The 22,504-nt window shown below is 72.5% G+C and carries 28 protein-coding genes and 1 pseudogene; 13 read left to right on the top strand and 16 right to left on the bottom strand.

Annotated elements, in window-relative coordinates; all coding sequences use genetic code 11:
• Nucleotides 1-55: 55 nt before the first annotated feature.
• Nucleotides 56-817 (bottom strand): SDR family oxidoreductase, encoded by a 762-nt coding sequence (locus BJY16_RS27675; RefSeq protein ID WP_185042492.1) that lies wholly within the window; start codon nucleotides 815-817, stop codon nucleotides 56-58.
• A 104-nt stretch (nucleotides 818-921) separates the two neighbouring features.
• Between BJY16_RS27675 and BJY16_RS27670 the strand changes: the two genes are divergently transcribed.
• A complete protein-coding gene (locus tag BJY16_RS27670; RefSeq protein WP_185042491.1) occupies nucleotides 922-1,797 on the top strand; it encodes a helix-turn-helix transcriptional regulator in 876 nt (291 codons plus the stop codon).
• Between the two features lie 11 nt (nucleotides 1,798-1,808).
• Here the strand turns inward: BJY16_RS27670 and BJY16_RS27665 are convergent, their stop codons facing one another.
• Nucleotides 1,809-2,414 carry a hypothetical protein gene (locus BJY16_RS27665; protein ID WP_185042490.1) on the bottom strand — a complete coding sequence of 202 codons (606 nt, stop codon included), beginning with the start codon at nucleotides 2,412-2,414 and terminating at the stop codon, nucleotides 1,809-1,811.
• A gap of 255 nt (nucleotides 2,415-2,669) precedes the next feature.
• Between BJY16_RS27665 and BJY16_RS27660 the strand changes: the two genes are divergently transcribed.
• Nucleotides 2,670-3,137, top strand: a complete 468-nt coding sequence (locus tag BJY16_RS27660; protein WP_185042489.1) for a hypothetical protein — start codon at nucleotides 2,670-2,672, stop codon at nucleotides 3,135-3,137.
• 40 nt (nucleotides 3,138-3,177) lie between these two features.
• Here BJY16_RS27660 and BJY16_RS27655 read toward each other — a convergent pair whose 3' ends face one another.
• The 3 genes from BJY16_RS27655 to BJY16_RS27645 form a co-directional block, all read right to left on the bottom strand.
• Nucleotides 3,178-3,813 carry a DUF305 domain-containing protein gene (locus tag BJY16_RS27655; RefSeq protein ID WP_185042488.1) on the bottom strand — a complete coding sequence of 212 codons (636 nt, stop codon included), beginning with the start codon at nucleotides 3,811-3,813 and terminating at the stop codon, nucleotides 3,178-3,180.
• 79 nt (nucleotides 3,814-3,892) lie between these two features.
• The gene (locus BJY16_RS27650) at nucleotides 3,893-4,552 is read right to left on the bottom strand and encodes a DUF305 domain-containing protein (RefSeq protein ID WP_185042487.1); all 660 of its coding nucleotides are present in this window, start codon (nucleotides 4,550-4,552) and stop codon (nucleotides 3,893-3,895) included.
• Nucleotides 4,553-4,630: 78 nt separating this feature from the next.
• A complete protein-coding gene (locus BJY16_RS27645) occupies nucleotides 4,631-5,050 on the bottom strand; it encodes a DUF6153 family protein (RefSeq protein WP_185042486.1) in 420 nt (139 codons plus the stop codon).
• Between the two features lie 77 nt (nucleotides 5,051-5,127).
• Here BJY16_RS27645 and BJY16_RS27640 point away from each other — a divergent pair, with 77 nt between their 5' ends.
• Together BJY16_RS27640 and BJY16_RS27635 are read left to right on the top strand one after the other, a co-directional pair.
• Nucleotides 5,128-5,706 (top strand): TetR/AcrR family transcriptional regulator, encoded by a 579-nt coding sequence (locus BJY16_RS27640; protein ID WP_185042485.1) that lies wholly within the window; start codon nucleotides 5,128-5,130, stop codon nucleotides 5,704-5,706.
• A 34-nt stretch (nucleotides 5,707-5,740) separates the two neighbouring features.
• Nucleotides 5,741-6,061, top strand: coding sequence for a hypothetical protein (locus BJY16_RS27635; protein WP_185042484.1), 321 nt, complete (start codon nucleotides 5,741-5,743; stop codon nucleotides 6,059-6,061).
• Nucleotides 6,062-6,075: 14 nt separating this feature from the next.
• Here BJY16_RS27635 and BJY16_RS27630 read toward each other — a convergent pair whose 3' ends face one another.
• The 3 genes from BJY16_RS27630 to BJY16_RS27620 all read right to left on the bottom strand — a co-directional run bounded on the left by BJY16_RS27630 (nucleotide 6,076) and on the right by BJY16_RS27620 (nucleotide 7,606).
• The gene (locus tag BJY16_RS27630) at nucleotides 6,076-6,714 is read right to left on the bottom strand and encodes an alpha/beta fold hydrolase (RefSeq protein WP_185042483.1); all 639 of its coding nucleotides are present in this window, start codon (nucleotides 6,712-6,714) and stop codon (nucleotides 6,076-6,078) included.
• A gap of 94 nt (nucleotides 6,715-6,808) precedes the next feature.
• A complete protein-coding gene (locus BJY16_RS27625; RefSeq protein WP_185042482.1) occupies nucleotides 6,809-7,213 on the bottom strand; it encodes a hypothetical protein in 405 nt (134 codons plus the stop codon).
• Between the two features lie 3 nt (nucleotides 7,214-7,216).
• Complete coding sequence (locus BJY16_RS27620; RefSeq protein WP_275408126.1) at nucleotides 7,217-7,606, bottom strand: chromate transporter; 390 nt, start codon at nucleotides 7,604-7,606, stop codon at nucleotides 7,217-7,219.
• Between the two features lie 51 nt (nucleotides 7,607-7,657).
• Between BJY16_RS27620 and BJY16_RS27615 the strand changes: the two genes are divergently transcribed.
• The 5 genes from BJY16_RS27615 (at nucleotide 7,658) to BJY16_RS27595 (ending at nucleotide 11,355) form a co-directional block, all read left to right on the top strand.
• The gene (locus BJY16_RS27615) at nucleotides 7,658-8,590 is read left to right on the top strand and encodes a 1-phosphofructokinase family hexose kinase (RefSeq protein WP_185042481.1); all 933 of its coding nucleotides are present in this window, start codon (nucleotides 7,658-7,660) and stop codon (nucleotides 8,588-8,590) included.
• A gap of 138 nt (nucleotides 8,591-8,728) precedes the next feature.
• Complete coding sequence (locus BJY16_RS27610; RefSeq protein ID WP_239178048.1) at nucleotides 8,729-9,037, top strand: ArsR/SmtB family transcription factor; 309 nt, start codon at nucleotides 8,729-8,731, stop codon at nucleotides 9,035-9,037.
• Complete coding sequence (locus BJY16_RS27605) at nucleotides 9,034-9,432, top strand: SRPBCC family protein (protein WP_185042479.1); 399 nt, start codon at nucleotides 9,034-9,036, stop codon at nucleotides 9,430-9,432. Before BJY16_RS27610 ends, BJY16_RS27605 begins: the two co-directional genes overlap by 4 nt.
• A 104-nt stretch (nucleotides 9,433-9,536) precedes the next feature.
• On the top strand, nucleotides 9,537-10,481 hold the full coding sequence (locus tag BJY16_RS27600; protein WP_185042478.1) for an SDR family oxidoreductase: 945 nt from the start codon (nucleotides 9,537-9,539) through the stop codon (nucleotides 10,479-10,481).
• 10 nt (nucleotides 10,482-10,491) lie between these two features.
• Nucleotides 10,492-11,355, top strand: a complete 864-nt coding sequence (locus BJY16_RS27595) for a helix-turn-helix transcriptional regulator (RefSeq protein WP_185042477.1) — start codon at nucleotides 10,492-10,494, stop codon at nucleotides 11,353-11,355.
• Nucleotides 11,356-11,502: 147 nt separating this feature from the next.
• Here the strand turns inward: BJY16_RS27595 and BJY16_RS27590 are convergent.
• From BJY16_RS27590 to BJY16_RS27570, 5 genes and pseudogenes are all read right to left on the bottom strand, one after another.
• A pseudogene (locus BJY16_RS27590) lies at nucleotides 11,503-12,402 on the bottom strand (Ppx/GppA family phosphatase); the annotation flags it as partial.
• A 189-nt stretch (nucleotides 12,403-12,591) separates the two neighbouring features.
• Nucleotides 12,592-14,712 carry a bifunctional polysaccharide deacetylase/glycosyltransferase family 2 protein gene (locus BJY16_RS27585; RefSeq protein WP_185042475.1) on the bottom strand — a complete coding sequence of 707 codons (2,121 nt, stop codon included), beginning with the start codon at nucleotides 14,710-14,712 and terminating at the stop codon, nucleotides 12,592-12,594.
• A gap of 3 nt (nucleotides 14,713-14,715) precedes the next feature.
• Nucleotides 14,716-15,114 carry a hypothetical protein gene (locus BJY16_RS27580; protein WP_185042474.1) on the bottom strand — a complete coding sequence of 133 codons (399 nt, stop codon included), beginning with the start codon at nucleotides 15,112-15,114 and terminating at the stop codon, nucleotides 14,716-14,718.
• The gene (locus tag BJY16_RS27575; RefSeq protein ID WP_185042473.1) at nucleotides 15,115-15,849 is read right to left on the bottom strand and encodes a hypothetical protein; all 735 of its coding nucleotides are present in this window, start codon (nucleotides 15,847-15,849) and stop codon (nucleotides 15,115-15,117) included.
• Between the two features lie 34 nt (nucleotides 15,850-15,883).
• Nucleotides 15,884-16,465 (bottom strand): RNA polymerase sigma factor, encoded by a 582-nt coding sequence (locus tag BJY16_RS27570; RefSeq protein WP_185042472.1) that lies wholly within the window; start codon nucleotides 16,463-16,465, stop codon nucleotides 15,884-15,886.
• Between the two features lie 159 nt (nucleotides 16,466-16,624).
• Between BJY16_RS27570 and BJY16_RS27565 the strand changes: the two genes are divergently transcribed.
• Nucleotides 16,625-17,842 carry an SdrD B-like domain-containing protein gene (locus BJY16_RS27565; protein WP_185042471.1) on the top strand — a complete coding sequence of 406 codons (1,218 nt, stop codon included), beginning with the start codon at nucleotides 16,625-16,627 and terminating at the stop codon, nucleotides 17,840-17,842.
• Between the two features lie 228 nt (nucleotides 17,843-18,070).
• On the opposite strand, the gene BJY16_RS27560 is transcribed toward BJY16_RS27565, so the two are convergent.
• Complete coding sequence (locus tag BJY16_RS27560) at nucleotides 18,071-19,297, bottom strand: AI-2E family transporter (protein ID WP_185042470.1); 1,227 nt, start codon at nucleotides 19,295-19,297, stop codon at nucleotides 18,071-18,073.
• 100 nt (nucleotides 19,298-19,397) lie between these two features.
• On the opposite strand from BJY16_RS27560, the gene BJY16_RS27555 reads away from it, so the two are divergent.
• Both BJY16_RS27555 and BJY16_RS27550 read left to right on the top strand, forming a co-directional pair.
• Nucleotides 19,398-20,438 (top strand): magnesium and cobalt transport protein CorA, encoded by a 1,041-nt coding sequence (locus tag BJY16_RS27555; protein ID WP_185042469.1) that lies wholly within the window; start codon nucleotides 19,398-19,400, stop codon nucleotides 20,436-20,438.
• Between the two features lie 74 nt (nucleotides 20,439-20,512).
• Nucleotides 20,513-20,704 (top strand): hypothetical protein, encoded by a 192-nt coding sequence (locus tag BJY16_RS27550; protein WP_185042468.1) that lies wholly within the window; start codon nucleotides 20,513-20,515, stop codon nucleotides 20,702-20,704.
• Nucleotides 20,705-20,770: 66 nt separating this feature from the next.
• On the opposite strand, the gene rpmG is transcribed toward BJY16_RS27550, so the two are convergent.
• A complete protein-coding gene (gene rpmG / locus BJY16_RS27545; protein ID WP_185042467.1) occupies nucleotides 20,771-20,938 on the bottom strand; it encodes a 50S ribosomal protein L33 in 168 nt (55 codons plus the stop codon).
• Entirely contained in the window at nucleotides 20,938-21,171 is a 234-nt protein-coding gene (rpmB, locus tag BJY16_RS27540) for a 50S ribosomal protein L28 (protein WP_185042466.1), read from the bottom strand. The genes rpmG and rpmB overlap by 1 nt, the downstream gene beginning before the upstream one ends.
• Before the next feature lie 43 nt (nucleotides 21,172-21,214).
• Here rpmB and BJY16_RS27535 point away from each other — a divergent pair, with 43 nt between their 5' ends.
• The gene (locus BJY16_RS27535; RefSeq protein WP_239178046.1) at nucleotides 21,215-22,471 is read left to right on the top strand and encodes a CobW family GTP-binding protein; all 1,257 of its coding nucleotides are present in this window, start codon (nucleotides 21,215-21,217) and stop codon (nucleotides 22,469-22,471) included.
• The last annotated feature ends 33 nt before the right edge of the window (nucleotides 22,472-22,504 follow it).

Genomic DNA, 22,504 nt, shown 5'->3' with positions numbered 1-22,504 from the left:
CCGCCGCGGCGTGCGCGCCGAAGCCGGATCCCCGCGGCTGCGGGACCTGCCGGACTCAGGCCTGCGGCGTGGGCAGGACGATCACCTGGCGCAGGTTGACGTGGCGGGGCCGGGAGACGGTGTACGCCACGAGGTCGGCGACGTCCTCGGAGCGCAGCGCCGGCAGCACCTGGTACATCTCCCCCACCCGACCGGCGATCTCGGTGTTGTCGATGTGCCCGCTCAGTTCGGTGTCGGTGAGGCCGGGTTCGATGTTCGTCACCCGGACCATCTCCGAGCCCAGTTCGGTGCGCAGCGCCGCGGAGAGCTGCGTGACGCCGGCCTTCGTCGCCGCGTAGACGGCGAAGGTCGGGAACATCGCATGCGCGGCGATGGAGGAGACGTTCACCAGATCGGCGGTCCGGCCGGCGGACGCGGCGGCCCGCAGGCCCGGCAGGAAGGCGCGGATGACGCGCAGCGTGCCGGTCAGATTGGTGTCGATCATGCGGGCCCACTCGTCGTCGCGGCCGTCGGCGATCGGGTTCGGCAGCATCACCCCGGCGGCGTTGACGATCAGGTCGGCGGGCCCGAACGCCGCGGTGACCTGTTCGGCCGCCGCGTTCACCGCGGCGGCGTCGGTGATGTCGGCCGGCACTGCCAGCGCGGTGCCACCCGCGGCTCGGATCTTGGCGGCCAGCTCGTCGAGACGGTCGCGACGGCGGGCCAGCAGCGCCACCCGGGCGCCGGCGGCGGCGACCAGTTCGGCGGTGGCGGCGCCGATGCCGCTGGCGGCTCCGGTGATGACGGCGGTGCGGTTCTGCAGGTCGTAGCTGTTCATGCCGACAAGCGTCAGCGGGTTCGCGCCCGGTGGGCAGGGGCGCGTCGTTACCTGGGTCTGACAGACCTACGTTACGGCCGGCGGCGCGAGGCAGAATGATCGTCATGAGCGTCCGGGAGTCAGAGATCGGAGCGTTCCTGCGCGCGCGGCGGGCCGCCATCCGGCCGGAGCAGGTGGGCCTGCCGGTGTTCGGCCGGCGCCGGGTTCCGGGGCTGCGCCGGGAGGAGCTGGCGCAGCTGGCCGGGGTGAGCCCGGACTACTACATCCGCCTGGAACAGGGCCGCAGCCGCAACGTCTCGGATGCCGTGCTGGACTCCATCGCCCGGGTCCTCGGCCTCGACCGCGTCGAGCGGCAGCACCTGTTCAACCTGGCCCGCCCCCGCCCCGCCGCATGCGCGCTGCGCGGCGTGCGTCCCGGGGTCCAGCTGCTGCTGGACCTGATGGAGACCGTGCCGGCGTTCGTCCTCGGCCGGCGGATGGACGTGCTCGCCTTCAACGCGCTGGGTGACGCCGTCAACGGCTTCAGCACCTGGCCGCTGGAGCGGCGCAACATCGCCCGGCAAACTTTCCTCGACCCGGCCGCGCGCACCCTCTACCCGCAGTGGGAGGCGGTGGCCGCCGACACGGTCGCGTTCCTGCACCTCGACGCCGGCCGGCACCCGGGTGATCCGCTGCTCGCCGCGATGATCGGCGAGCTGTCGATCGCCAGCCCCGATTTCGCCCGGCTGTGGGCGGCTCAGCGGGTGCGGGAGAAGACCTCCGGGACCAAGGTGATCCGCCATCCCCTGGTCGGTGAGATGGAGTTCGGGTACGAGACGCTGGCGCTGCCCGGCGAGGCCGACCAGGTGCTGGTGACGTACACCGCTCCGGTCGGCAGCTCGACCCACGAGCTGCTGCGGCTGCTGGCCAGCTGGACCGCCCCGGCACACCCCGAGCCCGACGCCGAACAGCCCGCTGACCAGGCCAAGCCCGGTCTCTGACCGAGCAGCGCCTAGCGTGCCCGCAGGTTGGCCAAGGTCGCGGTGAGCGCCTGCCGGAGCTTCTTCTGGAACGCCCGGTCGCTCTCCGGGAACTTGGTGCCCATCGGCCGCAGCACGTCGATGAAGACGTGCATGACCAGGTTGTCGTGCTGCAGCAGCAGGTACCACCGGCGCCCCGGCTGGATGCGCACTCCCGGGCTGGACGGCGACACCGGCTGGTACTCCCCGTACGCCCTCGTGCCCAGACCTGTGACCGCGCCGCGCGTCCCGGACCACGGCAGATCCGTCATCTCGGCACGACGCATGTCGTAGTCGCGCTTCGCGCCCCGCACGCCCGGGTGCACCCAGATCAACATCCGGATGCCTCCGTACGCCTCGCCGCCGAACGAGAGCTTGCACTCCATGCCGGACCCGTCGGCACTCCCGAAGCCGTCGTCCGTCTGCACCTCTCCGCGCGCGCTGTACACGGCGGGCACCAAGGCATCCTGGTCCAGCAGGGGGCAGATCGGCAGCCGTCCCCGATAGGTCATGCCCGGATAGGCGAGGGTGCGCTCCGCCTTCGGGGACGCGGTGACCGACGCGGACGCCGCGGGCGTGGCCGCCACACCGGAAGTCACCGGCACCGCCGTCACGCTGGACGCCGCCGAGCTGGCAGCCGGTTCGGCCGGCGACCCCGTGCAGCCGGCGGTTACGACCGACACCAGCACGACCAGACCTGTCAGTAGTCTTCGCACAGCGCGCCCCCATGCATCGCCGACAATGGGCACTGTTCAGTCTGTGCGCTCGGCGCCAGCACCGCTGTCCCGCACACCCGTCAGGCGAGCCACGCCGACCGGTCGGTGCCCGTTGCCGCGTGCCGCTAGTCTTCGATCGTGTCGGACCACGTCGATCGCCATCGCCAGGACGAAAGACCAGCCGATGTCTGGGGTGTCTCCCGGCGCACCGGCGGGATGGTCGAGCTGGTCCTGCACACCGGGCCGCCACGCCCCTTGGTGGCGACGCTCACCGAGGCCGAACTGGCCAGTGTGGCCGGTGTGCTGCCGACCGTCGCCGACGCCGTAGAGCGTGGTGTTTTCAGTCGAACGCAGCTGGGCGCCGCCTTCACCAGCGCGATCGGCAGGGATCCGTTCCGGCAGCTGACCCCCGATCCCGGCGGCCGAGGGCTGTTCGCGTGGTGGGTGGATCTCGCGTACGTCGTCGTCGGTCTCGGCTTCGCCGCGGGTAACCCGAACTGGTGGCTGCGGGTCGCCGGCTGGGCCTTCGCCGCGGTCGCGCTCACCGATCTGGTGCTGCACGGTTACCGCCGGATCCGGAGGCGGACCAGCCGCACCACCCGCTGACTCCCGAAGCGCCACCAGCCAGGCTGGCGGCTCGACAGACCTACAACTGGGCGCGGAGCTGCCTCATCTCGGTGATCTGCGCCTGCTGATCAGTGATGATCTTCTGCGCGAGAGTCGTGGCATCCGAGTTGGCGCCCTGGGCGAGTTCCTGCTGAGCCATCATGACGGCGGCCTCATGGTGTTTGACCATCACCGCCAGGAACTCCTTGTCCCACGGCGTGCCCTTGGCGTTCATCAGCGCCGTCACGTCGAGTTCGTCGATGCCGGCCATCTCGCCGTGTTCCATGCCTTCCATCGCCTCGCCGCTCGCGCTCGGCATGGGCTTGCCCCACCTGGCGAGCCAGTGGTTCAGCGTGTCGATCTCGGGCTGCTGCGCCGCCTGGATCCGGCCGGCGAGATCGGCCACCCGGGGGTCGCCGACGTGCCCGGTGGCCAGCTCTGCCATGGCGACGGCCGACTGGTGGTGCGGGATCATCTGCCGGGCGAAGGCGATGTCGGCGTCGTTGACGGCCGTGTTCGCTGACGTTCCCGCCCCGGCCGGGCTAGCGGTGCTCGTCGGGCCCGGATCGGCGGTGGTCGTGTCGCCACAGCCGGACGATACGAGAACGGCGCAGACGGCAGCGCCGGCAAGCAGGCCACGGCGCCAACGGGCGGGAGGCGCTGAGGGAGGGGTCATGACGTTCGGCGAACCTTTCAGGTGACGCCCCAGGGTGCGCCCGTGGCTACGGGCGCACCCTGCGGCGTGGGCGGGTGGATCAGAGCTTGCCGAGCAGGCCCTTCATCGTGGTGATCTCGGCCTGCTGAGCAGTGATGATGTTCTGGGCGAGAGCCTTGGCGTCCGGGTCGGAGCCCTGCGCCACCTCCTGCTGGGCCATCGTGATGGCGCCCTCGTGGTGGCTGATCATCATGGTGAGGAACTGCTTGTCGAACGCGGCGCCCTTGGCCGCGGTCAGCTTGTCCATGTCAGCCTGCGACATGATGCCGGGCATCGAGCCGTGCTCCATGCCCGACATGCCGGGCATACCGGAGGCGGTCGTGGCCGGCATCGGGTGGCCCCAGGCGGTCAGCCACCGGCTCATCGTGTCGATCTCCGGCTGCTGAGCGGCCTTGATCTTGCCAGCGAGGTCCTTGACCTCGGTGCCGGCGGCGCGGCCGTCGGCCAGCGCCGCCATCTCCACGGCCTGCTGGTGGTGCGGGATCATCATGCTCGCGAACATCACGTCGGCGTCGTTGAACGTCGCCGGCGCCGCCGCGGAGGCGGTCGCGGCCGGCGTCATGCCGCCGTGGTTCATGCCGGAGTCCGACGAGGAGTCGCTGCCGCCGCAGGCGGAGACGGCGAGCGCGGCGCTCAGCGCGGCGCCGGCCAGCAGGCCACGGCGCCAGGCGGGGGAAGACAGCATGGTGCTACGCAACATCGGAGATTGACCTTTCGACAGGAAAACGGGTTCACGCGGAAGAGCCCTGGCGGTCCGTGAGGGACCGAGGGATGCCTCCTATATGCGCAGCACCGCTGTCGACGCGAGGGTCAATCCGGTACGGACGGCCGGGGGCGCTCTGGTCGTTCGCCGTCGCGATCCCTGGAAACCCCGTGCCGGCGTGCCCGGGCGGGTGACGGCCAGCAGAGCCATCGCCAGCAGGATGACGACCGCGAGCCCGCCGAGAACGGCCAGGCACACGCTCCAGACACCGACGTGCCCATGGCCGTCGCAGTGATCGTCAGGGCACGCGCCGGTCGCCTCGGCAGCCACAGGAGATATCGCGGCCGACGACATGGTGGCCATCGCCGCGGTACCGGAGTGCTCGACGCGTACGCCGGAATGTCCCAGGGTGTGCATCAGCGCCAGGCCGAACACCGTGCACAGCAACAGCAGCGCCCGGGCACCCCGCCCGATCGTTGCCGCCGCGCTGATCACGGCGCCCACCATAGCGCGCATGCGAATCGGCACTACGATGGTAGTTCCGGTGACTACTTTCGTAGTAGGCTGCGCTGGTGACGACTCGGCGTGAGCAACTGCTGGATGCGGCGATCACCCTGCTCGGCGAGGGCGGCATCCACGCGCTGACCCATCGCGCCGTCGACAGCCAAGCCGGATTGCCGACCGGCTCGGCCTCCAACCACTTCCGCACCCGCGACGCGCTGCTCGACGCGGTGGTGGAGCGGTTCGCCATCCGTGAGCGGCAGGCCTGGGAGGAGATCGCGATACGGATGTATCCGACGACCCCCCACGATCTCGCCCAGGTGCTCGTCACCGCGGCCAAGGCGGCGACCGGCCGGCTCCGCACGCTGACCCTCGCGCGGTACGCCATCCTCGTCGAGGCCGGCATCCGCCCCGCGCTGCGCGCCCAGTTGCTGGCCACCGGCTCCCAGGTCAACGCCTGGTTCCTGACCTGGCTGCGGGTCGCCGGCTCCACCGATCCGGAGCGCGACGCGCCGATCATCATGAACCACTACACCGGCGTGGTCCTGCACGACCTGGCGATGCCGGACCCCGCCTTCGACCCGACCGAACAGATCACCACGCTGGTCACCACCGTGATCCGCGCACAGCCCGCGGAGGCGCCGGCGTAACCCAGCACCGGACCGGAAGAAACGGAGAACCGCCATGACCTACACCGTGAGCATCGACGTCGACGCGCCCGTCGCCGTCTACGACGCCTTCCACGCCGCGCTCCTCCAGCACACCGGCGGCCAGGTCGACGGCCTGCTCGTGCACGTCGCCTGGCCCACCGGCACCGGCTTCCGGATCACCGAGGTCTGGACCAGCCGGGAGCTGTGCGACCGGGCGAACCGCGAGATCATCCCGCAGGTCTGGGCGAAGCTGACCGCCGACGCGCCCGGCCCCGCCGGCCCACCGCCCGGCCAGGACCTCCAGGAGCACGAGGCTTGCGGTCTGGTGATCCCGTCCGCGGGCCTGGCGCAATAGCGGCCCCGCGGCGTTCAGCGCAGGGTGCGCAGCAACGCCGCGAAGCCCGCGGGATCCCGCAGGTGGGGAAAACTCCCGCTGCCGAGATGTGCCTCGGGCGCGGCGCCGACCCGGACCCGGGCCGGCGACACCGCCATCGCCGACAGGTCCGTCGTGGGTTGCTGATGCCAGCTTCGGTACGCCCGCAGCAGCTGCCGGTCGACGCGACGCACCGCGAACTGCCGGTACAACGGCGGCACCCCGCTCAGGTCCGGCTCCTCTCCCCCGCCCGGGGCGACGTCCACGCTGATCACCGCCTGCGTCGCGTAGCGCTGCGCGAACGTGTCGGCCAGCAACGCGGCTTCGGCGTGGGCGACCAGCACCGGAGCCCGGTGCAGCTCCAGGCGGCTGACGAGCATGGCCAGGTCGTGGGCGAGCCGGTCCACCGCGTAGTCGTCGCGCGGCGCGGACTCGCCGTGACCGGGCAGGTCGACGGCGACAGCGGCGCAGCTGTCGCCGAGTTCGGCGGCGACCGGCCACCACATGGTGCGGTCGTAACCGAGCCCGTGCAGCAGCACGACGGGGCGGCCGCAGCGGCCCCAGCGGTCGTAGACGAGCCGGTTGATCGGAGTTCCGTAGGCGTGGAAGGTGCGGCGGGGAGGTTGCGGGTGCACGGCGAACCGTCTTCCTGTTCTGCGGGTACGCAAACATGCGCCGTCGGTCGGGCGCGATGAGATTCCTGAGGAGGGTGTGGTGGAGCGTCAGCTCCTACACCCGCAGGACACCCAGCAGACTCAGGTCGGGATCGGCGGCAACCGGGCCGGCCGGCAGCGCCGTGACGCCGCGGCACGCCGCCACGTCGACAGCGAACGTGGTGACCAGGGCGGCCTGCCCGATGGAGCGGGCCCGCTGGCCCAGGTTCGGCGTCCAGTCGTTGCCGTGCCGGTGCTCATGCGTGGAGCTGTGCGTGCCGGCGGCCGGCTGATCCGCGCACACGGTGCCGGTGGACGTGACCTCGGTGTGGCTGTGGCTGTGCGACCCGGCGGCGTGGTGCGCGCTGGGCGCGGAGAACAGCGCGGACGCCGCGAGCACGGCGAGCAGCATGACCACGGCCACCAGCCCGGCCGGCCGGCGACGGCCGGCCCGGGAGCACGGGTACGGCTGCACGGTCACCCCTCAACGGTAGCGAGCCGGTCCCGGCACTCGGCAGTCCCCCACCACCTGGTGATCATCTCCGGCTGGCCGGCCTGGTCCCGGTGTGCCCTCTTCACGCTGCTGCGGGCCGGCGTCGAGCGTGCCGCGGGCGGCGAAGAACGTGTGCACGGCGAAGTAGAGGCCCAGGTTGGCGATGACGCCGACGACCGCGGCGGTGATGCCGGTCAGTGCGGCCGAGAGGGCTTGGTTGCCGCGGAGCCGTTCGACGTAGGGGGCGCCGAGCAGGATGAACAGGAAGCACGGCACGAAGGTGACCCAGGTGGTCAGCAGCGAGGCGAACCGACAGCCTGATCGCGGCCGGAGTGCCCCGCCACCGGATCCGGCACCTCCGCTGACCCTCTGTTGCGACACCGTTCATCCGGGCTTCAGGTTGATCGGATCGGACGCGGGTATGCCGCGCGCATGGCTGATGACGGCACGATCCTGGTCTTCGCACCGGTGCCGCAGCTCACCGTCACCGTCGAGGAACCGGGCGAAGTGACCGAGTTGCATGTGCATCCGGGCGGGCAGGGAATCTGGCAGGCCCGGATGTGCGCGGCGCTCGGCGCATCCGTCACCCTGTGCGTCGCGGTGGGCGGGGAGATCGGGCGGATTCTCGCCTGCCTGCTGGAGCAGGAGAATCTTCGGGTACGCGCGGTCACGCGGGACACCGGCAGCGGGTGGTACCTGCACGACCGGCGCGACGGAGCGCGCGACGAGATCGCGTCGCATCCCGGTTTCCCGATGGGCCGCCACGACCTCGACGAGCTGTACACCACCGCGCTCGCCGAGGGTCTGCGGTCCCGGCTAGCCGTGCTCAGCGGCGCCGCGGGGCCCAAGGTCGTGCGCCCCGAGGTCTACCGGCGGCTGGCCACCGACCTCAACACCCACGACGTCCGCGTGGTGGCCGACCTCAGCGGAGAGCACCTGACCGCCGTGCTGCAGGGCGGCGTCGCCTTCCTCAAGGTCAGCCACGAGGAGCTGATCGACTCCGGCCGGGCCGAGAGCGACGACGAGGACGCTCTGCTCGGCGCGGCCCGGCAGCTGCGCGCGGACGGCGCCGAGAACGTGATGATCAGCCGGGCCGAACGACCCAGCATCGCCCTGCTCGGCGACGAGGCGTTCACGGTCCAGCTGCCCCAGCTGCAGACCGTCGACCACCGCGGCGCGGGCGACTCGATGACCGCCGGCGTGGCGACCGTCCTCGCCCTCGGCGGCGACCTGCACGAGGCGGTCCGGATCGGCGCCGCCGCCGGCGCGCTCAACGTCACCCGGCACGGCCTGGGCACCGGCCACCGCGACGCCATCGAGGAACTCGCCACCCGGGTCGAGTTCACCCAGCTGGCCGCCTGCTGACCGCCTCGCCCGACGAGGGGCAGGGCGTCGCCGGCCCGGACGGGACGTTCGACGAGCGGCGCGTTCTCGGCGGTCCCGGGCTTACGCCGCGGTTGACACGTCGGAGATTTCCGACGCATCATGGGCGGCGTGCCGGAGATGGACGTGTTCGGCGCACTGGCCAACCCGGTGCGCCGCCAGCTGCTCGATGCCCTGCGCGACGGCCCTCGGGCGGCCGGTGACCTGGCCGGTCACTTCGCGTTGAGCCGGTCCGCCGTCTCCGAGCACCTGGCGGTGCTGCGCCACGCCGGCCTCGTCACCGAGGACGCCCGCGGCCGGCACCGCTACTACCACCTGGCCCCGGACGGGCTCACCGGCGTCCACGACTGGCTGCGGCCCTTCGAGGAGTACTGGCGCGAGCACCTCCGGGCCCTACGCGACCTCGTCGAGGGAGAAGAAGACCTGTGACCAGCATCGAGTGCGACCAGTTCATCGCCAAGCCGCCGGCCGCCGTGTGGCGCGCCCTCACCGAGCCGGAGCTGCTGGCCCGCTGGTGGGCGAAAGGCGACATCAAGCCGGTGGTCGGGCACCGGTTCACGCTCGACATGGGCGCCTGGGGCGAGCAGCCGTGCGAGATCCTGGAGGTCGATCCCGAGCGGCTGCTGCGCTACACGTTCGCCGAGGAGACCCTGGACACCACGATCACCTGGCGGCTGGAGCCGGAGGGCGACGGCACCCGCCTGTTCCTCACCCACGCCGGCTTCGACCCCGGCTCGCCGATGGGCCGCACGGCGCTGGACGGCATGGGCGCCGGCTGGCCGGGCATCCTCACCCGGATGGCGGAGACCGCCGCGGACCTCTGACCGCCGGCGGCGGCCACAGCCTGGGATCGTCAGGCCGTGGTTATCCCCCGCGCCCGGCCGCATTCTGGTGTCGCATCCGGCGGAACGACACTCAGGAGCAGCTCATGCCGCGCACACAGCTCGAGATCACCCTGCCCGGCCTGTCCGGCAAGCGCGCCGTGGTGACCGGCGGCAGCGACGGCATCGGCCTGGGGATCGTCACCCGCCTGGCGGCCGCCGGCGCCGAGGTGATCATCCCGGTCCGCAACCCGGCCAAGGGCGAGGCGGCGATCGCCACGATCCGGCAGCGGCACCCGCGGGCGGACGTCTCGCTGCGGGACCTCGACCTGTCGTCACTGGCCTCGGTCTCGGCGCTCGGCGCGGCGCTGCGGGCCGAGGGGCGGCCGATCCACCTGCTGATCAACAACGCGGGCGTGATGACGCCGCCGAGCCGGCAGAGCACCGCCGACGGGTTCGAGCTGCAGTTCGGCACCAACCACCTGGGCCATGTCGCGCTGGTGGCCCACCTGCTGCCGCTGCTGCGGGCCGGTGGCGCCCGGGTGACCAGCCAGATCAGCGTCGCGGCGAACTCCGGCGCGACCAACTGGGCCGACCTGAACTGGGAACGCTCGTACGACGGGATGCGGGCGTACCGTCAATCGAAGATCGCTTTTGGTCTTTTCGGTCTTGAGCTGGATCGGCGCAGTCGCCGGCACGGCTGGGGCATCACCAGCAACCTGGCGCATCCCGGGGTCGCGCCGACCAGCCTGCTGGCCGCACGCCCGGAGGTGGGGCGGGCCCGGGAGACGATGGCGCGGCGGCTCATCGGCGCGCTGTCCGCGCGAGGCATCCTGCTCGGGACGGCCGAGTCGGCGGGGCTGCCGGCCCTGCACGCGGCCACCGCCGGGGACGGCGCCTTCTACGGGCCGAGCGGTCCCGGGCACCTCGGCGGGCCGCCCGCGGAGCAGAAGCTGTACTCGCCGCTGCGCAGCGAGGCCGACGCCGAGCGGATCTGGCGGGTCTCCGAGGAGATGGCGCAGGTGTCGTTCGCGGCCGCATCGCACCGGTAGAAGGAGACCCATGCTGATCGATCGTGCCGGGCTGGCCGAGTTCCTGCGGCGCCGGCGGGAAGCCCTGCAACCGGAGGACGTCGGCCTGCCCCGCGGGCAGCGCCGCCGGACATCCGGGCTGCGCCGCGAGGAGGTGGCCACGCTCTGCCACATCTCCGCCGACTACTACAGCCGCCTGGAACGCGGCCGCGGCCCGCACCCGTCCGAGCAGATGATCGCGTCGATCGCGCAGGGCCTGCACCTGTCGCTCGACGAACGCGACCACCTGTTCCGGCTGGCCGGGCACCACCCGCCGGTCCGCGGCGGCACCGGCGAGCACATCAGCCCCGGCCTGTTGCGGATCTTCGACCGGCTCGCCGACACCCCCGCCGAGATCGTCACCGAACTCGGCGAGACGCTGCGGCAGAACGCTCTCGGCGTCGCCCTCAACGGCGACCTCACCCGGTTCACCGGGCCGGCGCGCAGCATCGGCTACCGCTGGTTCACCGACCCGGCGTGCCGCGCCCGCTACCACCCGGACGACCACCCGCTGCACTCGCGCGTCTTCGCGTCCGGGCTGCGGCACGTGGCGACGGTCCGCGGGCCGGGTTCCCGGGCGGCGTACCTGCAGAAGCTGTTGATGGACAGCTGCGAGGAGTTCCGCACGGTCTGGAACGAGCACGAGATCGGCGTGCGGCACCAGCACCTCAAACGGTTCCGGCATCCGGAGGTCGGCGCGCTGGAGCTGACCTGTCAGGCGCTGCTCGACCCGGACCAGGGCCATTCGCTGCTGGTCTACACCGCGGTCCCGGGCAGCGAGAGCCACGAGAAGCTGGCGCTGCTGTCCGTGATCGGCAACCAGGACGTCGCGTTCAGTCGCCGGGAGACGTCGTGACCGCCCGCCGCCCGGCAAGCGTGTCGTCGTGATACCGCATCACCCAGCTGACCGCCTGCGGACCGCCTCACCGGCCGCATCGGGGGCGACGCGAAGTGGCTGCCGGTCGGTCAGCGGCCACGGGCGCCGCGACGGGGTCGGCACGCCGAGCGTGTCCAGGCGGTGCAGGATCACGCCCTCGCGCAGCGCCCACGGGCAGATCTGCAACTCGCTGACGCCCAGCGCCCGCATCGCCGCCCCGGCCACCAGCGCACCCGCCACCAGCTGGTGGGCGCGGCCGGGGCTGACCCCGTCCAGCACGGCCAGGTCGGGCGACGCCATCCGGCTGATGAACCCGAACAGCTGCCGCAAGCCGCCGTCGGTGAGGCTGCGACCGCCGCGCGGCCCCTCGGCGAGCCGGGCCAGCGAACGGAACGTCTTCGAGGTGCCGACCGCGAGATCGTACGACCCGGCCCCGCCCAGCCTCCGGGCGATCGGCGCGAGCGCCGCGTCCAGCTCCTCGGCCAGCGCCTCGACGTCCCGGCGCGCGGGCGGGTCACCGGGCAACCGCTGCCGGGTGAGCCGCCCGGCGCCGAGCGGCACCGACAGCGCCACCTCGGGGTCCTCGTCCCGGCCCACGGCCAGCTCCAGCGATCCGCCACCGATGTCGAGCACCAGCAGCCGCCCAGCCGACCAGCCGTGCCAGCGCCGGACCGCGAGGAACGTGTACCGGGCCTCGTCCTCACCGGAGAGCACCTGCAGGTCGACTCCGGTCGCGGCGCGCACCCGGGACAGCACGGCCGCCGAGTTCTCCGCGTCGCGCAGCGCCGAGGTCGCGAAGGCCAGCAGCTCCTGACACCCGGCGATCGTCGCCGCCACCTTGGCCCGCTTCACCGCCCGCACCAGCCGGTCGGCTCCCGCGCTGGTCAGCCGCCCGTCCTCCAGGTGCTCGGCGAGCCGCAGCTGCGTCTTCTCCGAGCACATCGGATCGGGATGCCCGCCCCGGTGCGCGTCGACCACGAGCAGATGCACGGTGTTCGATCCCACGTCCAGCACACCGAGCCGCATAGCACGACGGTAACGCCGGAGCGCGGAGTGCTCGAACGCTCACGGACCGATTCATCGACCGTTCAACAATCGTTCGTCCTCCGCCCATGATCCCGCGCTGACCGGAGCGCCCGCCTCTCAGCAGTGGCCGTCGGGCGGCGTCGACCGGCAACACCGAGAAGACCGGCGAGGCGTACGCGGTCAGCGGCATCACCGTGGTCGGGCGGCATCGGCCTCCCGGGGAGCCGCTGCCGCGTACTGCTGCGCGGCGCCGATCCGGACCATCCGGTGCCAGCGCAACCGGCCGCCGACCAGCGCCATGATCGTCGACTGGATGACCACCAGGTACATCAGCTGGCGGTAGACGACCTGCTGCAACGGCAGCGTCCACAGCGGCCCGTACCGTTCGCCGTCCATCCGCAGCGCGAGCGCCGCGGTCGCCACCTGCGCCGCGGTGAAGCCCGCCCACACCGCGGCCACCTTGACCGGATGCAGGAAGAGCAGACCGTAGACCCCGTACACGTCGATCATCGGCGCGGTCAGCGGCAGCAGCACCTGGAAGAGCAGCAGGTATCCGATGCCGCGGCGGCCGAGGTGACCGGCCGGGCCGCGCTGGAACACCGTGTCGCGGTGCTTCCACATCGCCTGCATCGTGCCGTAGCACCAGCGGTAGCGCTGCCGCCACAGCTGCCGGACGGTGGCCGGGGCCTCGGTCCAGGCGACCGCGGCCGGCTCGTAGACGACGTGCCAGCCGGCCCGCAGGACCGCCATGGTGAAGTCGGTGTCCTCGGCCAGCGTCTGCGCCGAGACGCCGCCCGCGTCCTGGATCGCCGCGCGGCGGAACGCGCCGATCGCGCCCGGCACGGTCGGCATGCACCGGGCGATCTCGAACATCCGGCGGTCCAGGTTGAAGCCGATCACGTACTCCAGGTGCTGCCAGCGGCCGAGCAGCCCGGTCCGGTTGGCGACCTTCGTGTTGCCGGACACCGCGCCGATCTCCGGGTCGGTCAGCGGCTGGACCAGCCGGCCGAGGGCGTCCGGCGCGAAGACCGTGTCCCCGTCGACCAGGACCAGGATGTCCCCGCCGGCGTACCGGATACCGGTGTTGAGGGCGGCCGGCTTGCCGGCGTTGGGCTGCCGGATCACCGTGACCCGCGGCAGCCCGAGGCGTTCGACGATGCCGGCGGTGTCGTCGCTGGATCCGTCGTCGACGACGATCACCTCGATGTCCGGGTAGTCGTTGCCGATCAGCGACCGCACGGTCGCCTCGATGTTGGCCGCCTCGTTGTAGGCCGGCACCACCACGCTGACCAGGCCGAGGTACGCCAGCGGCCGCTCGTGCCGGGCACGCGCCCGGCGCCAGTGGATCCGGGCGGTGACCAGCTGGATCAGCAGCCGCAGGAGGCCGATCGCGGCGGCCACGGTCATCAGGACGGTCAGCGTCCGGGCCAGCCACGCGGCGGTGTCCTGGGCGATCCGGAGGATCAGCCCGCGCCACCGCTGAGCCGGGTCGGCGGCCGCCGGCGGGGGCAGCCGCAGCGCCTCGGAGACCGTGACGAACCGGTATCCCTTCGCCTGCAACTTGGGGATCGCCTGCTCCAGCGCGGCGATCGTCTGCGCCCGGTCCCCGCCGCTGTCGTGCAGCATCACGATGCCGGGCTTGATCGCGGCGACGATGGCCGGCACCCCCGGGCGCCGCCAGTCCTCGGTGTCGTGGTCGGTGAGGACCTGCAGGTAGCCGGGGGCGCTGCGGCGCCAGGCGTCGTATTCGGCGGCGGACTGCGCCCGCGGGGTCGCCGAGTAGGGCAGCCGCAGCAGCGTCGCCCGCGGGCCACCGGCCGCGGCCAGCGCGTTCGCGGTGAGTTTGAGTTCGGCTTCCAGCTGCCAGGCCGGCACGGTCCCGGCGGCGACGTGCGTGAAGGTGTGCAGCCCGACTTCGTGGCCGCCGTCGACGACCTGCCGGGTGATCTCCGGGTAGCGGTTGATCTGCGAGCCGACCTGGAAGAACGTGGCGTGCGCCCGGTGCCGGGCGAGGACCTCGAGGATGCCGGGCGTCCAGGCCGGGTCCGGGCCGTCGTCGAAGGTCAGGGCGATCGTCTTCGCGGGCAGCGCCCGGCTGGTGACGGTGCCGTCCGGTTCCAGCCGCTGCACGGCGGCGCCCTCGGTCGCGGCGGCCGGGCCGGGCGCGCCCTCGACCGGGACGTGCGTGCCCTCGGCGCCGGTGCCGGTCACGTAGCCGTTGAGGCACAGCCCGGCGAAGAGGACCAGCATCGCGAGCAGCAGCAGCGCCCAGTGCGCGCGCGGTTCGCGGCGCAGAGCTCGTTTACCCATGGGTCACTTGCTCCGGGACGGACGGCTGCTGGGTTTGCGGCCGCGGTTGGCCGGCCTGCTGGTCGCGGCCGTGGCCGGGCTCGGCGTGACCGCCGCGCCGGTGGTCGCCGCCGGCGGCGGTGTGCTGGTCCGGACCGAGCCGGGCGTCGTCTGCTTGCGGGTGCTGGTGACCACCCGCGGCGAGCGCGACGGGGACGGGGACGGGGACGGTGACGGCTGGGCCTTGGCCCGGGTGGCGGCCGGAGCCGGCCAGCCGGGCACCGCCGACGGTCCGGCGCCGGTGAGCCCGGCCAGCAGCGTGGCGACGGCGAGGAGCAGGACCAGGCCGCCGGTGGCGCCGGCGGCCATGACGAGGCGGCGGCGCCGGCCGCTGCGATCGACGAAGACCGGATCAGTGATCAACTACTTCTTCCCGGGGTGACTCGGCGTGGGCAGACTGCTCGGTTTGCCCTGTGGTTTGCGGCTGTGCCCGGACTTGCCCGGGGCGCTGGTGCTGGGCGTCGCCGGGGACGCGGCAGGGGACGTCGTGGTGGTGCCCAGGGCGGCGCAGTAGGCCGGGATCGCCGCCTCCGAGCCGGCCGCCTCGACCAGCTTCCGGCGCCAGGGCGCGTTGCTGGCCCGCGGCGCGGCCGCCCAGGCCCGGCACCATCCGGCGGGCACGACCGCGGTGGGCGAGGTGGCCGGCGCCGGTGACGGCACGCTGGTGGTCCGGGACGGCTTGCTTGACGGTACGGGCGACGGCGCGCTCGAACTGGTCTGCGGCGCCGGCACACCCAGCCCGGAGAACAGCTCGTGCGCGCGTTCCTGGGCGGCGTCGGGCAGCACACCGCTCCGGGCCGCCACCGCGGTCCCGCCCGCGGCGACCAGCACGACCCCGGCCGCGAGGTTCACGACCAGCGCCCTTCTGGTCCGTGACGTCCGGACACGGTGTCCCTCCCCTGATGCCTGGGCACCGTCGCGTACGGCGGTGAAAGCGGCCATCGCGGCCTGCCGGCCGGCCAGTTCCCCCGGGGTGGCGGGGGCCTTGGCGGCGGCCAGCAGGTCGGCCAGGCCCTGGTGGTCAGGGCCGGGCTGCTCGCCGGTGGCCCACCGCTCGGTCTGGTCGAGGTCGATCGGATGGGTTCGCCGAACACGCATTGCACGACGGAGAGCGCTGATCGGTCGCATCCCGTTACACCTCCTCGGCCACGCCGGTGGCCTTCTTCTCGTTGCGGGCCGTGACCTCGGGATGGGCGGCGAGGCGGCGCAGGCCCCGCATGGTGGCGATGCGGACCGCGCCGGTGCGCTTGCCGAGCACTTTCGCGGTGGTGGCGACGTCGAGACCGGCGACGACGCGCAGCATGACGGACTCGGCCTGGTCTCGCGGGAGGGTGGCGATCAGCGACAGCGCCCAGCCGGTGCTCAGCGCCTCCTCGGTCTGGGCGGCGGCGTCCGGGGCGAGCACGCCCTGGTCGACGACCTCGACCGGGTCCTCGCGGCGGCGCCCGGTCCGGCGCAGGTGGTCGATGCCGCGGTGCCGGGCGATCCGGAACAGCCAGCCGCGGAAGTCGCCGATCTCCCCGCGGAAGCCGCGCAGATCCCGGGCGACCTGCAGCCACGTCTCCGAGGCGACGTCCTCGGCGGGGTCGCCGACCACCACCCGCAGATAGCGCAGAACCGCTGGTTGCAGGGCACACCAGAGGATGGCGAACGCGGTCTCGTCGCCCTCGCGGGCGGCGGTCAGCGCGCCGCCGAGATCGTCGTCTGCTAACAAGGTACGGCTCCCCCGATCGACAGGGCTGCACACGGTACACGGGCCGCCGACCGCCTCGGCAAGTGATCACGCGACCCCGGGTGTAACGCCGGACGGACCCCCGGCGCTCTTCGACGCGGGGACTTCGACGATCCCCCGTCCGACGACCTCAGAGGCGTGATGTTGCGAAACCTGAGCCTGGCCGGCGCGCTGGCGCTCCTCGGTATCCTGCTCCCCGCGGCACCGGCCGGCGCGGCACCGGCCCGGGCGAACCTCGTTCTCACCATGACCGCCGACCCGGCCTCGGTCCCGGCGCCCGGTGGCGGGACGACGCTGACCGTCGACCTGCGCAACGACGGCTCCCGGGCCGCCCAGAGCGCCGTGGTCCGGTTCGCGCTCCCGGCCGGCGCCGAGTTCGCCACCGACGGAGCGACCGTCCCGGCGGGCTGGACCTGCGACCTGCCCGCGGCGACCTGCGGCCACACCCCGCTGGCCGCCGCGACGGTCGCCCCGACGTTGCGGCTGCCGCTCGTGCTGCCGGCGGGCACCGCGGGTGACACGGGCACCGTCACCGCGACCGTCTCCGGCGGCCCCGAGTCGTCGACCGCCGACAACAGCGCCCGGGCGGTGATCGGCTACGTCGCCGGCGTCGCGGACCTCGCGGTCGACCCCGCCGGCACCGCGCAGGAGTTGCTGCCCGGCGAGCAGGCCCGGCTGACGACAACCGTGCGCAACAGCGGCAACGTGGTGTCCGGCGACCTCACCGTGGTCGCCGCGGTCCCGGCCGGGATGACCGGTGCGGAGCCGTGGTCGGACGGCTGGGAGTGCACGTCCGGCGACGGCGCGACCGACGGCTCGGCCGGCTGGCGCTGCTCACACGCGCCGCTGCTGCCCGGCCAGGTCAGCGAGCCGGTCACCTTCGCCGCGACCCTGACCGGCCTGGCGCCCGGGGACAGCTCGGCGCTGACCGCGACCGTCTCCACGACCGTTCCGGAGACCACACTGGCCAACAACACGGCCCGCACCTCGGTCGCCGTGATCGCCGGTGCCGTGGTGCGCGGCACGGTGTGGTTCGACGCCAACTACAACGGCGTCCGGGACGCCGGGGAATCCGGCCCGCCGACCGGCATCGAAGCCGTCACCGTGCTGCCGGAGACTGCCGGCGAGCCCGGATACGCCGCCACGGTCGAGGCCGACGGGACCTACCGGGCGTACGTGCGGGCCGGCGCCTACCGCGTCGAGTTCCAGGTGCGGAATCCGTACGAATTCATCGACTCCCCGGATTCGGACCTGGCCGACCACTGGAACGACACCGGCGGCTGGACCAACCTCGGGCACACCGCCTGGTTCACCGTCGCCACCGGCGGCGAGGTGGTCCTGGACGCCGGCGTGAACTGATCCGACTTTCCTCTCCCTCCCCCAGGATGCGCGAGGTCCGCCCGCTGGCGGGCGGGCGGACCTCGCGCGCGAGACCACAGCTGTTGCCTCAGGCCACCTCGAGGCCCCTGGCGAACACCGCGCGGACGCGGTCAGAGCGACCAGATCGGTGAGCGGATCGCCGTCGACGGCCAGGATGGCAGTCCCGTTCGAGCGCATCCCCGGCGCCCGCCGGACAGCGGTCGCTGGCTACCGGCGTCCGGCGTCCGCGGCACGCATCGGCGACTCGGCGGTCGGCAGCTGCCCGGCGCCGGCACCCGCGACGTAGGCCGCGCGCACGTCGGCGGCCGCCGAGCGATGTGCCGCGTCGCTGTCGGCGTCGTGCGCGGCCGACACGGGGATCCGCTCCTCCCCGACGGTCGGTGTGGCCTTCGGACGGCCGCGACGGGTGTCCCAGACGTCGCGGGCGATGATCTGCAGGATGCCGGCCACCGGAATGGCCAGCAGCGCGCCGAGGATGCCGGCCAGTTCCACCGCCAGCAGGATCGCGATGAGCACCGTCAGCGGGTTCAGCTTCACCGTCCGCGCGAAGATCATCGGCTGCAGGAGATGGTTCTCCAGCTGCTGGTAGAGCACGAAGAACACCAGCACGACGATCCCCGCGGTGGTCGACTCGACGAACGCCGCGACGGTGGCGATCACCGCGCCCAGCGTGGCGCCGACCAGCGGGATGAGGTCGGCCAGGCCGACGAACAGCGCGATCAGACCGGCGTACGGCACACCCATGACAGCGAGCACGCCGAAGGTGAGGGCGCCGCAGATGACACTGATCAGCAGGTTGCCAGTGATGTACCCGGTGATCGTCTTGGCGCAGTCGTGACCCACCCGGCGGATGTGCTCGGCCCGTCGCGGCTCGAACAGGGCGAGGAACCCGTCCACGATCTTCGGGGCTTCCAGCACCATCAGATAGGACAGTACGAAGATCGTCACAAGCCCGGCGATGCCGGTGGCGATCGAGCGCACGAACATCAGCGTCGGGGCACCGAGCCCGGTGGCGTACTCCCGGAACTTGCCCGCGTTGTGCTGCGCGTACTCCACCACGTGGAATCGTTCCAGCAGCGGCCCGGCCGGACCGCGCCCGTTGCGGGCGTCCTCGACGATCTTGGGAAAGTCGGTGATCACCTGGCTGCCCTGCCGGGCCAGCGGCACCACGAACAGGGTGACCAGGCCGGCCAGCAGGACGACGGCGGTGGTGAACACCAGCAGCGTCGCCAGCCAGCGCTTGCAGAAGGTGACTTTGCGGGTCATCCAGTTGACCGCCGGATGCAGCGCCACGGCGAAGAACGCGGCGATCACGATCCAGGTGAGCACGCGCCGCGTCTCCTGAGCGAGGAACAGCGTCGCCAATACAGCCAGGGTGACCCCGAGGACCACCAGTGTGCGGCGCGCCAGCACGCCATCGCTCGTTTCCGCCATGATCACGGCGTACCCGCCGTTCACCAGGACAAACAGCGGATCACCGCCGGACCGCACCCCGCTCCGGGTCGCAGTAGGCTGCGACCGGGAGGTGGCAATCTTGGACGTCCGGCGTGCCCGGCAAGCGCCTCCGCCCGGTCAGCGACGGGCCGACCACACCGGGATCGTCGGATGTGACCTGGTGGTCGACGGTGTCACCGTGCAGAGTCCGGGCTCGGCCGCGGACCTGCGGCAGTTGCACGAGCGGGCCCGGGAGCACGACGGCGGGTTCGTCTGGCTCGGCATGCACGAGCCGACCGAGGCCGCGCTCACCCGCGTCGCCGGCATCTTCGGCCTGCACCCGCTGGCGGTCGAGGACGTGCTGCACCGCGAGCAACGGATCAAATTCGAGCGGTACGAGGAGGTCGCGTTCCTCGTCGTCCGCGCCGCCCGGTACGACGACCGCGAACGGATCACGGCCGGTTTCGTCCGGGTCTTCGTCGGCCCGCACTTCGTCGTCACGGTCGGCCAGGGCAGCGTGATGGAGTTCGGCGCGCTGCGCGCCCGCCTCAGTACGGAGCCGGAACTGCTGGCCCGGGGCCCGTGGTCGGTCGTGCACGCCCTCCTGGATCACCTCGTCGACGCCTACGCCGACATCGCGGCCGCCATGCAGGCCGACCTCGACCTGACCGAGGCGGCCGTCTTCGCGGCCGGCACCCCGGTCTCGGTGGAGCAGCTCTACCAGCTCAAGCGCCAGCTGATGCGGTTCAAGGCGGCCGTGGTCCCGCTGCACCGGGCGATGCTCGCCCTGCTCGACAAGCGGCTCACCGGCCCGCCCCGAGGCATCCGCAGCTATTTCCAGGACGTCGCCGACCAGCACACCGCCGTCATGGAGCAGGTGATCGGCTTCGACGAGGTGGTCAACGCGCTGCTGCAGGCCCGCCTAACCCAGGTGACCGTCGACCAGAACAACGACATGCGCAAGATCGCCTCGTGGGCCGCGATCGCCGCGGTCCCCACCGTGGTCGGCGGCGTCTACGGCATGAACTTCGCGATCATGCCGGAACTGGCCTGGCGGCACGGCTACGCCGGCGCCATGCTGTCGATCCTGCTCGGCGTCACCGTCCTCTACTGGCTGCTCCGCCGCGCCGGATGGTTGTGAGAGATCGATAGGAGCCGCTCCGGTCGGACAGGATGTCCGTAGGACGCGCGATCGATCGGGTTCTGATCGGCGGCATGAGCCAACGAACGATCTCCGGCTATCTGACCTGCCTGCCGTGCCGCACCGACCGGGTGGCCGTCATGGACGTCTACCCGAAGGACCTCGGTCGCGGGGTGAAACGCCTGTTCGCCTCGGGCAACTGCCCCTCCTGCGGCGACCTGGTGGAGGCCCGGGTCGACACCTTGCAGACGGTCGCCGCCCGGTAGACCACCAGGTGCCGCACAGCGCGCCGCAGGAGACCGCGACCGGGACGGTGCGGCCGCGGCGGTAGATCAGCGGTCCTCCCGGAAGTCGACGTGCCGGCGCTCGATCGGATCGTATTTGCGCAGCACGAGCCGATCGGGGCTGGTGCGGCGGTTCTTGCGGGTGACGTAGGCGTAGCCGGTCCCGGCGGTGCTGCGCAGCTTGATGACGGGCCGGAGGTCGGTGCTCTTGGCCATCAGCGGGTCGCCTTCCGGGCGCGGACGCGGGCCATCACCGCGTCGATGCCGTCCCTGTCGATGATCTTCAGACCCGTGGTGCTGACGGTCAGGCGCACCGTCGAACCGTCCGTCAGGCGGAAGCGCCGGCGCTGGACATTCGGGTTCCAGCGGCGCCGGGTGCGGCGGTGCGAGAAGGACACGGCGTTGCCGAAGGTCGGCTGGGCGCCGGTCACGTCACAGATGAAGGGCATGCGCCGACTTTACAATGAAAACCATTTCCAACAAGATGGGGGTGTGAGCATTGATCCGAGCACCTCCGCCGCACCGGTAGCCGCCGATCATCGCCCGGCCGTCACGGTGCTGTCCGGGTTCTCCCCCGACGCCGTGCAGGCGGCCGCCCGCGCCGTCCTGATCGCCGACGAGCGACTCGTGGCGATCAGCCATGACGTCACCCGGATCCGCGACGGCGTCGTGCACCGCACGGTGCGCTCGGCCACCGAGCTGATCGAGCAGAGCACCGTCGAGCTGGTGCACGGCTGCGTGGCCTGCACCCTGCGCGAGGACGTGCTGCCCACCCTGGTCCGGCTCGCCCGCACCCGGCCGGACCGTGACCTGCTGCTGGTCCTGCCACCGGCGATCGAGCCCGAAGCGGTCGCCACCGCCTGCGCGCACAGCCTGGTCGACGGTGAGCCGGTCACCGCCGCGGTCCGCTTCGACTCCTACGTCACGGTGGTCGACGCCGACCGCTTCCTCGACGACCTGGCGAGCACCGACGACCTGCGCGACCGCGAGCTGCACGCCGCCGACGACGATCACCGGACGGTCGCCGAGGTGGTCGCGCACCAGGTCGAGTTCTGCGACACGGTGATCCTCTGGAGCCGGCCGGGCACCGACCCGCTGGAGTTGAGCCGGCTCGGCACCCTCGTGCACCGGCTCGTGCCGTGGGCCGTGCAGGTGCCGACCGGCACCACCACCAGTCTGGACTGCACCGGCCTGGCCACCCTGGTCCGCCGGACCGGGCGGCACGACCCGCAGCGACCCGGCATGCTCGGGCGCGCCCTGGAAGGCTGGCCGATCGCCCTGCACGATCCGAACCCGGACGGGGTGGGCTCGATCCTGTTCGAGACCCGGCGACCGTTCCACCCGCAACGACTGCACGACTGCCTGGAGACCCTGACCGGCGACGCGCTGCGCGGCCGCGGCCACCTGTGGATCGCCAGCCAGCCCGACACGGTCGTCGGCTTCGAGTCCGCCGGCGGCGGCATCAGCATGGGCAGCCTCGGCTACTGGCTGGCCGCCCTGCCCGTCGACCGCTGGACCGCGACCAGCGACCAGCGGCGCCTGGCCGCCGACCTGACCTGGGACCCGTACTACGGCGACCGGCGCACCGTGCTCGCCCTGATCGGTCTGCGCCTGGACCACGCCGCGATCACCGAGCTGCTGGACTCCTGCCTGCTCACCGACGCCGAGCTCGCGGCCGGGTCGGACCGGTGGCCGGCGCTGCCCGACCCGTTCGCCGGCCGTTTCCCGCTGACCGCCGACGACAACTGACCGGCGCTGAAGAACGCCGGGAGCGCTCGGGCC

It is taken from the genome of Actinoplanes octamycinicus (assembly GCF_014205225.1).
Classification (GTDB): domain Bacteria; phylum Actinomycetota; class Actinomycetes; order Mycobacteriales; family Micromonosporaceae; genus Actinoplanes; species Actinoplanes octamycinicus.
The sequence above is the reverse complement of the archived record's forward strand: the minus strand, read 5'-3'. Positions and strand labels throughout refer to the sequence as shown.

Bases quoted from the DNA above. Each gene is read 5' to 3' on its own strand.
- BJY16_RS27675 (WP_185042492.1), bottom strand. From the start codon at position 817: ATGAACAGCTACGACCTGCAGAACCGCACCGCCGTCATCACCGGAGCC.
- BJY16_RS27670 (WP_185042491.1), top strand. From the start codon at position 922: ATGAGCGTCCGGGAGTCAGAGATCGGAGCGTTCCTGCGCGCGCGGCGG.
- BJY16_RS27655 (WP_185042488.1), bottom strand. From the start codon at position 3,813: ATGACCCCTCCCTCAGCGCCTCCCGCCCGTTGGCGCCGTGGCCTGCTT.
- BJY16_RS27650 (WP_185042487.1), bottom strand. From the start codon at position 4,552: ATGTTGCGTAGCACCATGCTGTCTTCCCCCGCCTGGCGCCGTGGCCTG.
- BJY16_RS27635 (WP_185042484.1), top strand. From the start codon at position 5,741: ATGACCTACACCGTGAGCATCGACGTCGACGCGCCCGTCGCCGTCTAC.
- BJY16_RS27615 (WP_185042481.1), top strand. From the start codon at position 7,658: ATGGCTGATGACGGCACGATCCTGGTCTTCGCACCGGTGCCGCAGCTC.
- BJY16_RS27610 (WP_239178048.1), top strand. From the start codon at position 8,729: ATGGACGTGTTCGGCGCACTGGCCAACCCGGTGCGCCGCCAGCTGCTC.
- BJY16_RS27600 (WP_185042478.1), top strand. From the start codon at position 9,537: ATGCCGCGCACACAGCTCGAGATCACCCTGCCCGGCCTGTCCGGCAAG.
- BJY16_RS27595 (WP_185042477.1), top strand. From the start codon at position 10,492: ATGCTGATCGATCGTGCCGGGCTGGCCGAGTTCCTGCGGCGCCGGCGG.
- BJY16_RS27585 (WP_185042475.1), bottom strand. From the start codon at position 14,712: ATGGGTAAACGAGCTCTGCGCCGCGAACCGCGCGCGCACTGGGCGCTG.
- BJY16_RS27575 (WP_185042473.1), bottom strand. From the start codon at position 15,849: ATGCGTGTTCGGCGAACCCATCCGATCGACCTCGACCAGACCGAGCGG.
- BJY16_RS27565 (WP_185042471.1), top strand. From the start codon at position 16,625: ATGTTGCGAAACCTGAGCCTGGCCGGCGCGCTGGCGCTCCTCGGTATC.
- BJY16_RS27560 (WP_185042470.1), bottom strand. From the start codon at position 19,297: ATGGCGGAAACGAGCGATGGCGTGCTGGCGCGCCGCACACTGGTGGTC.
- BJY16_RS27550 (WP_185042468.1), top strand. From the start codon at position 20,513: ATGAGCCAACGAACGATCTCCGGCTATCTGACCTGCCTGCCGTGCCGC.
- rpmG (WP_185042467.1), bottom strand. From the start codon at position 20,938: ATGGCCAAGAGCACCGACCTCCGGCCCGTCATCAAGCTGCGCAGCACC.
- rpmB (WP_185042466.1), bottom strand. From the start codon at position 21,171: ATGCCCTTCATCTGTGACGTGACCGGCGCCCAGCCGACCTTCGGCAAC.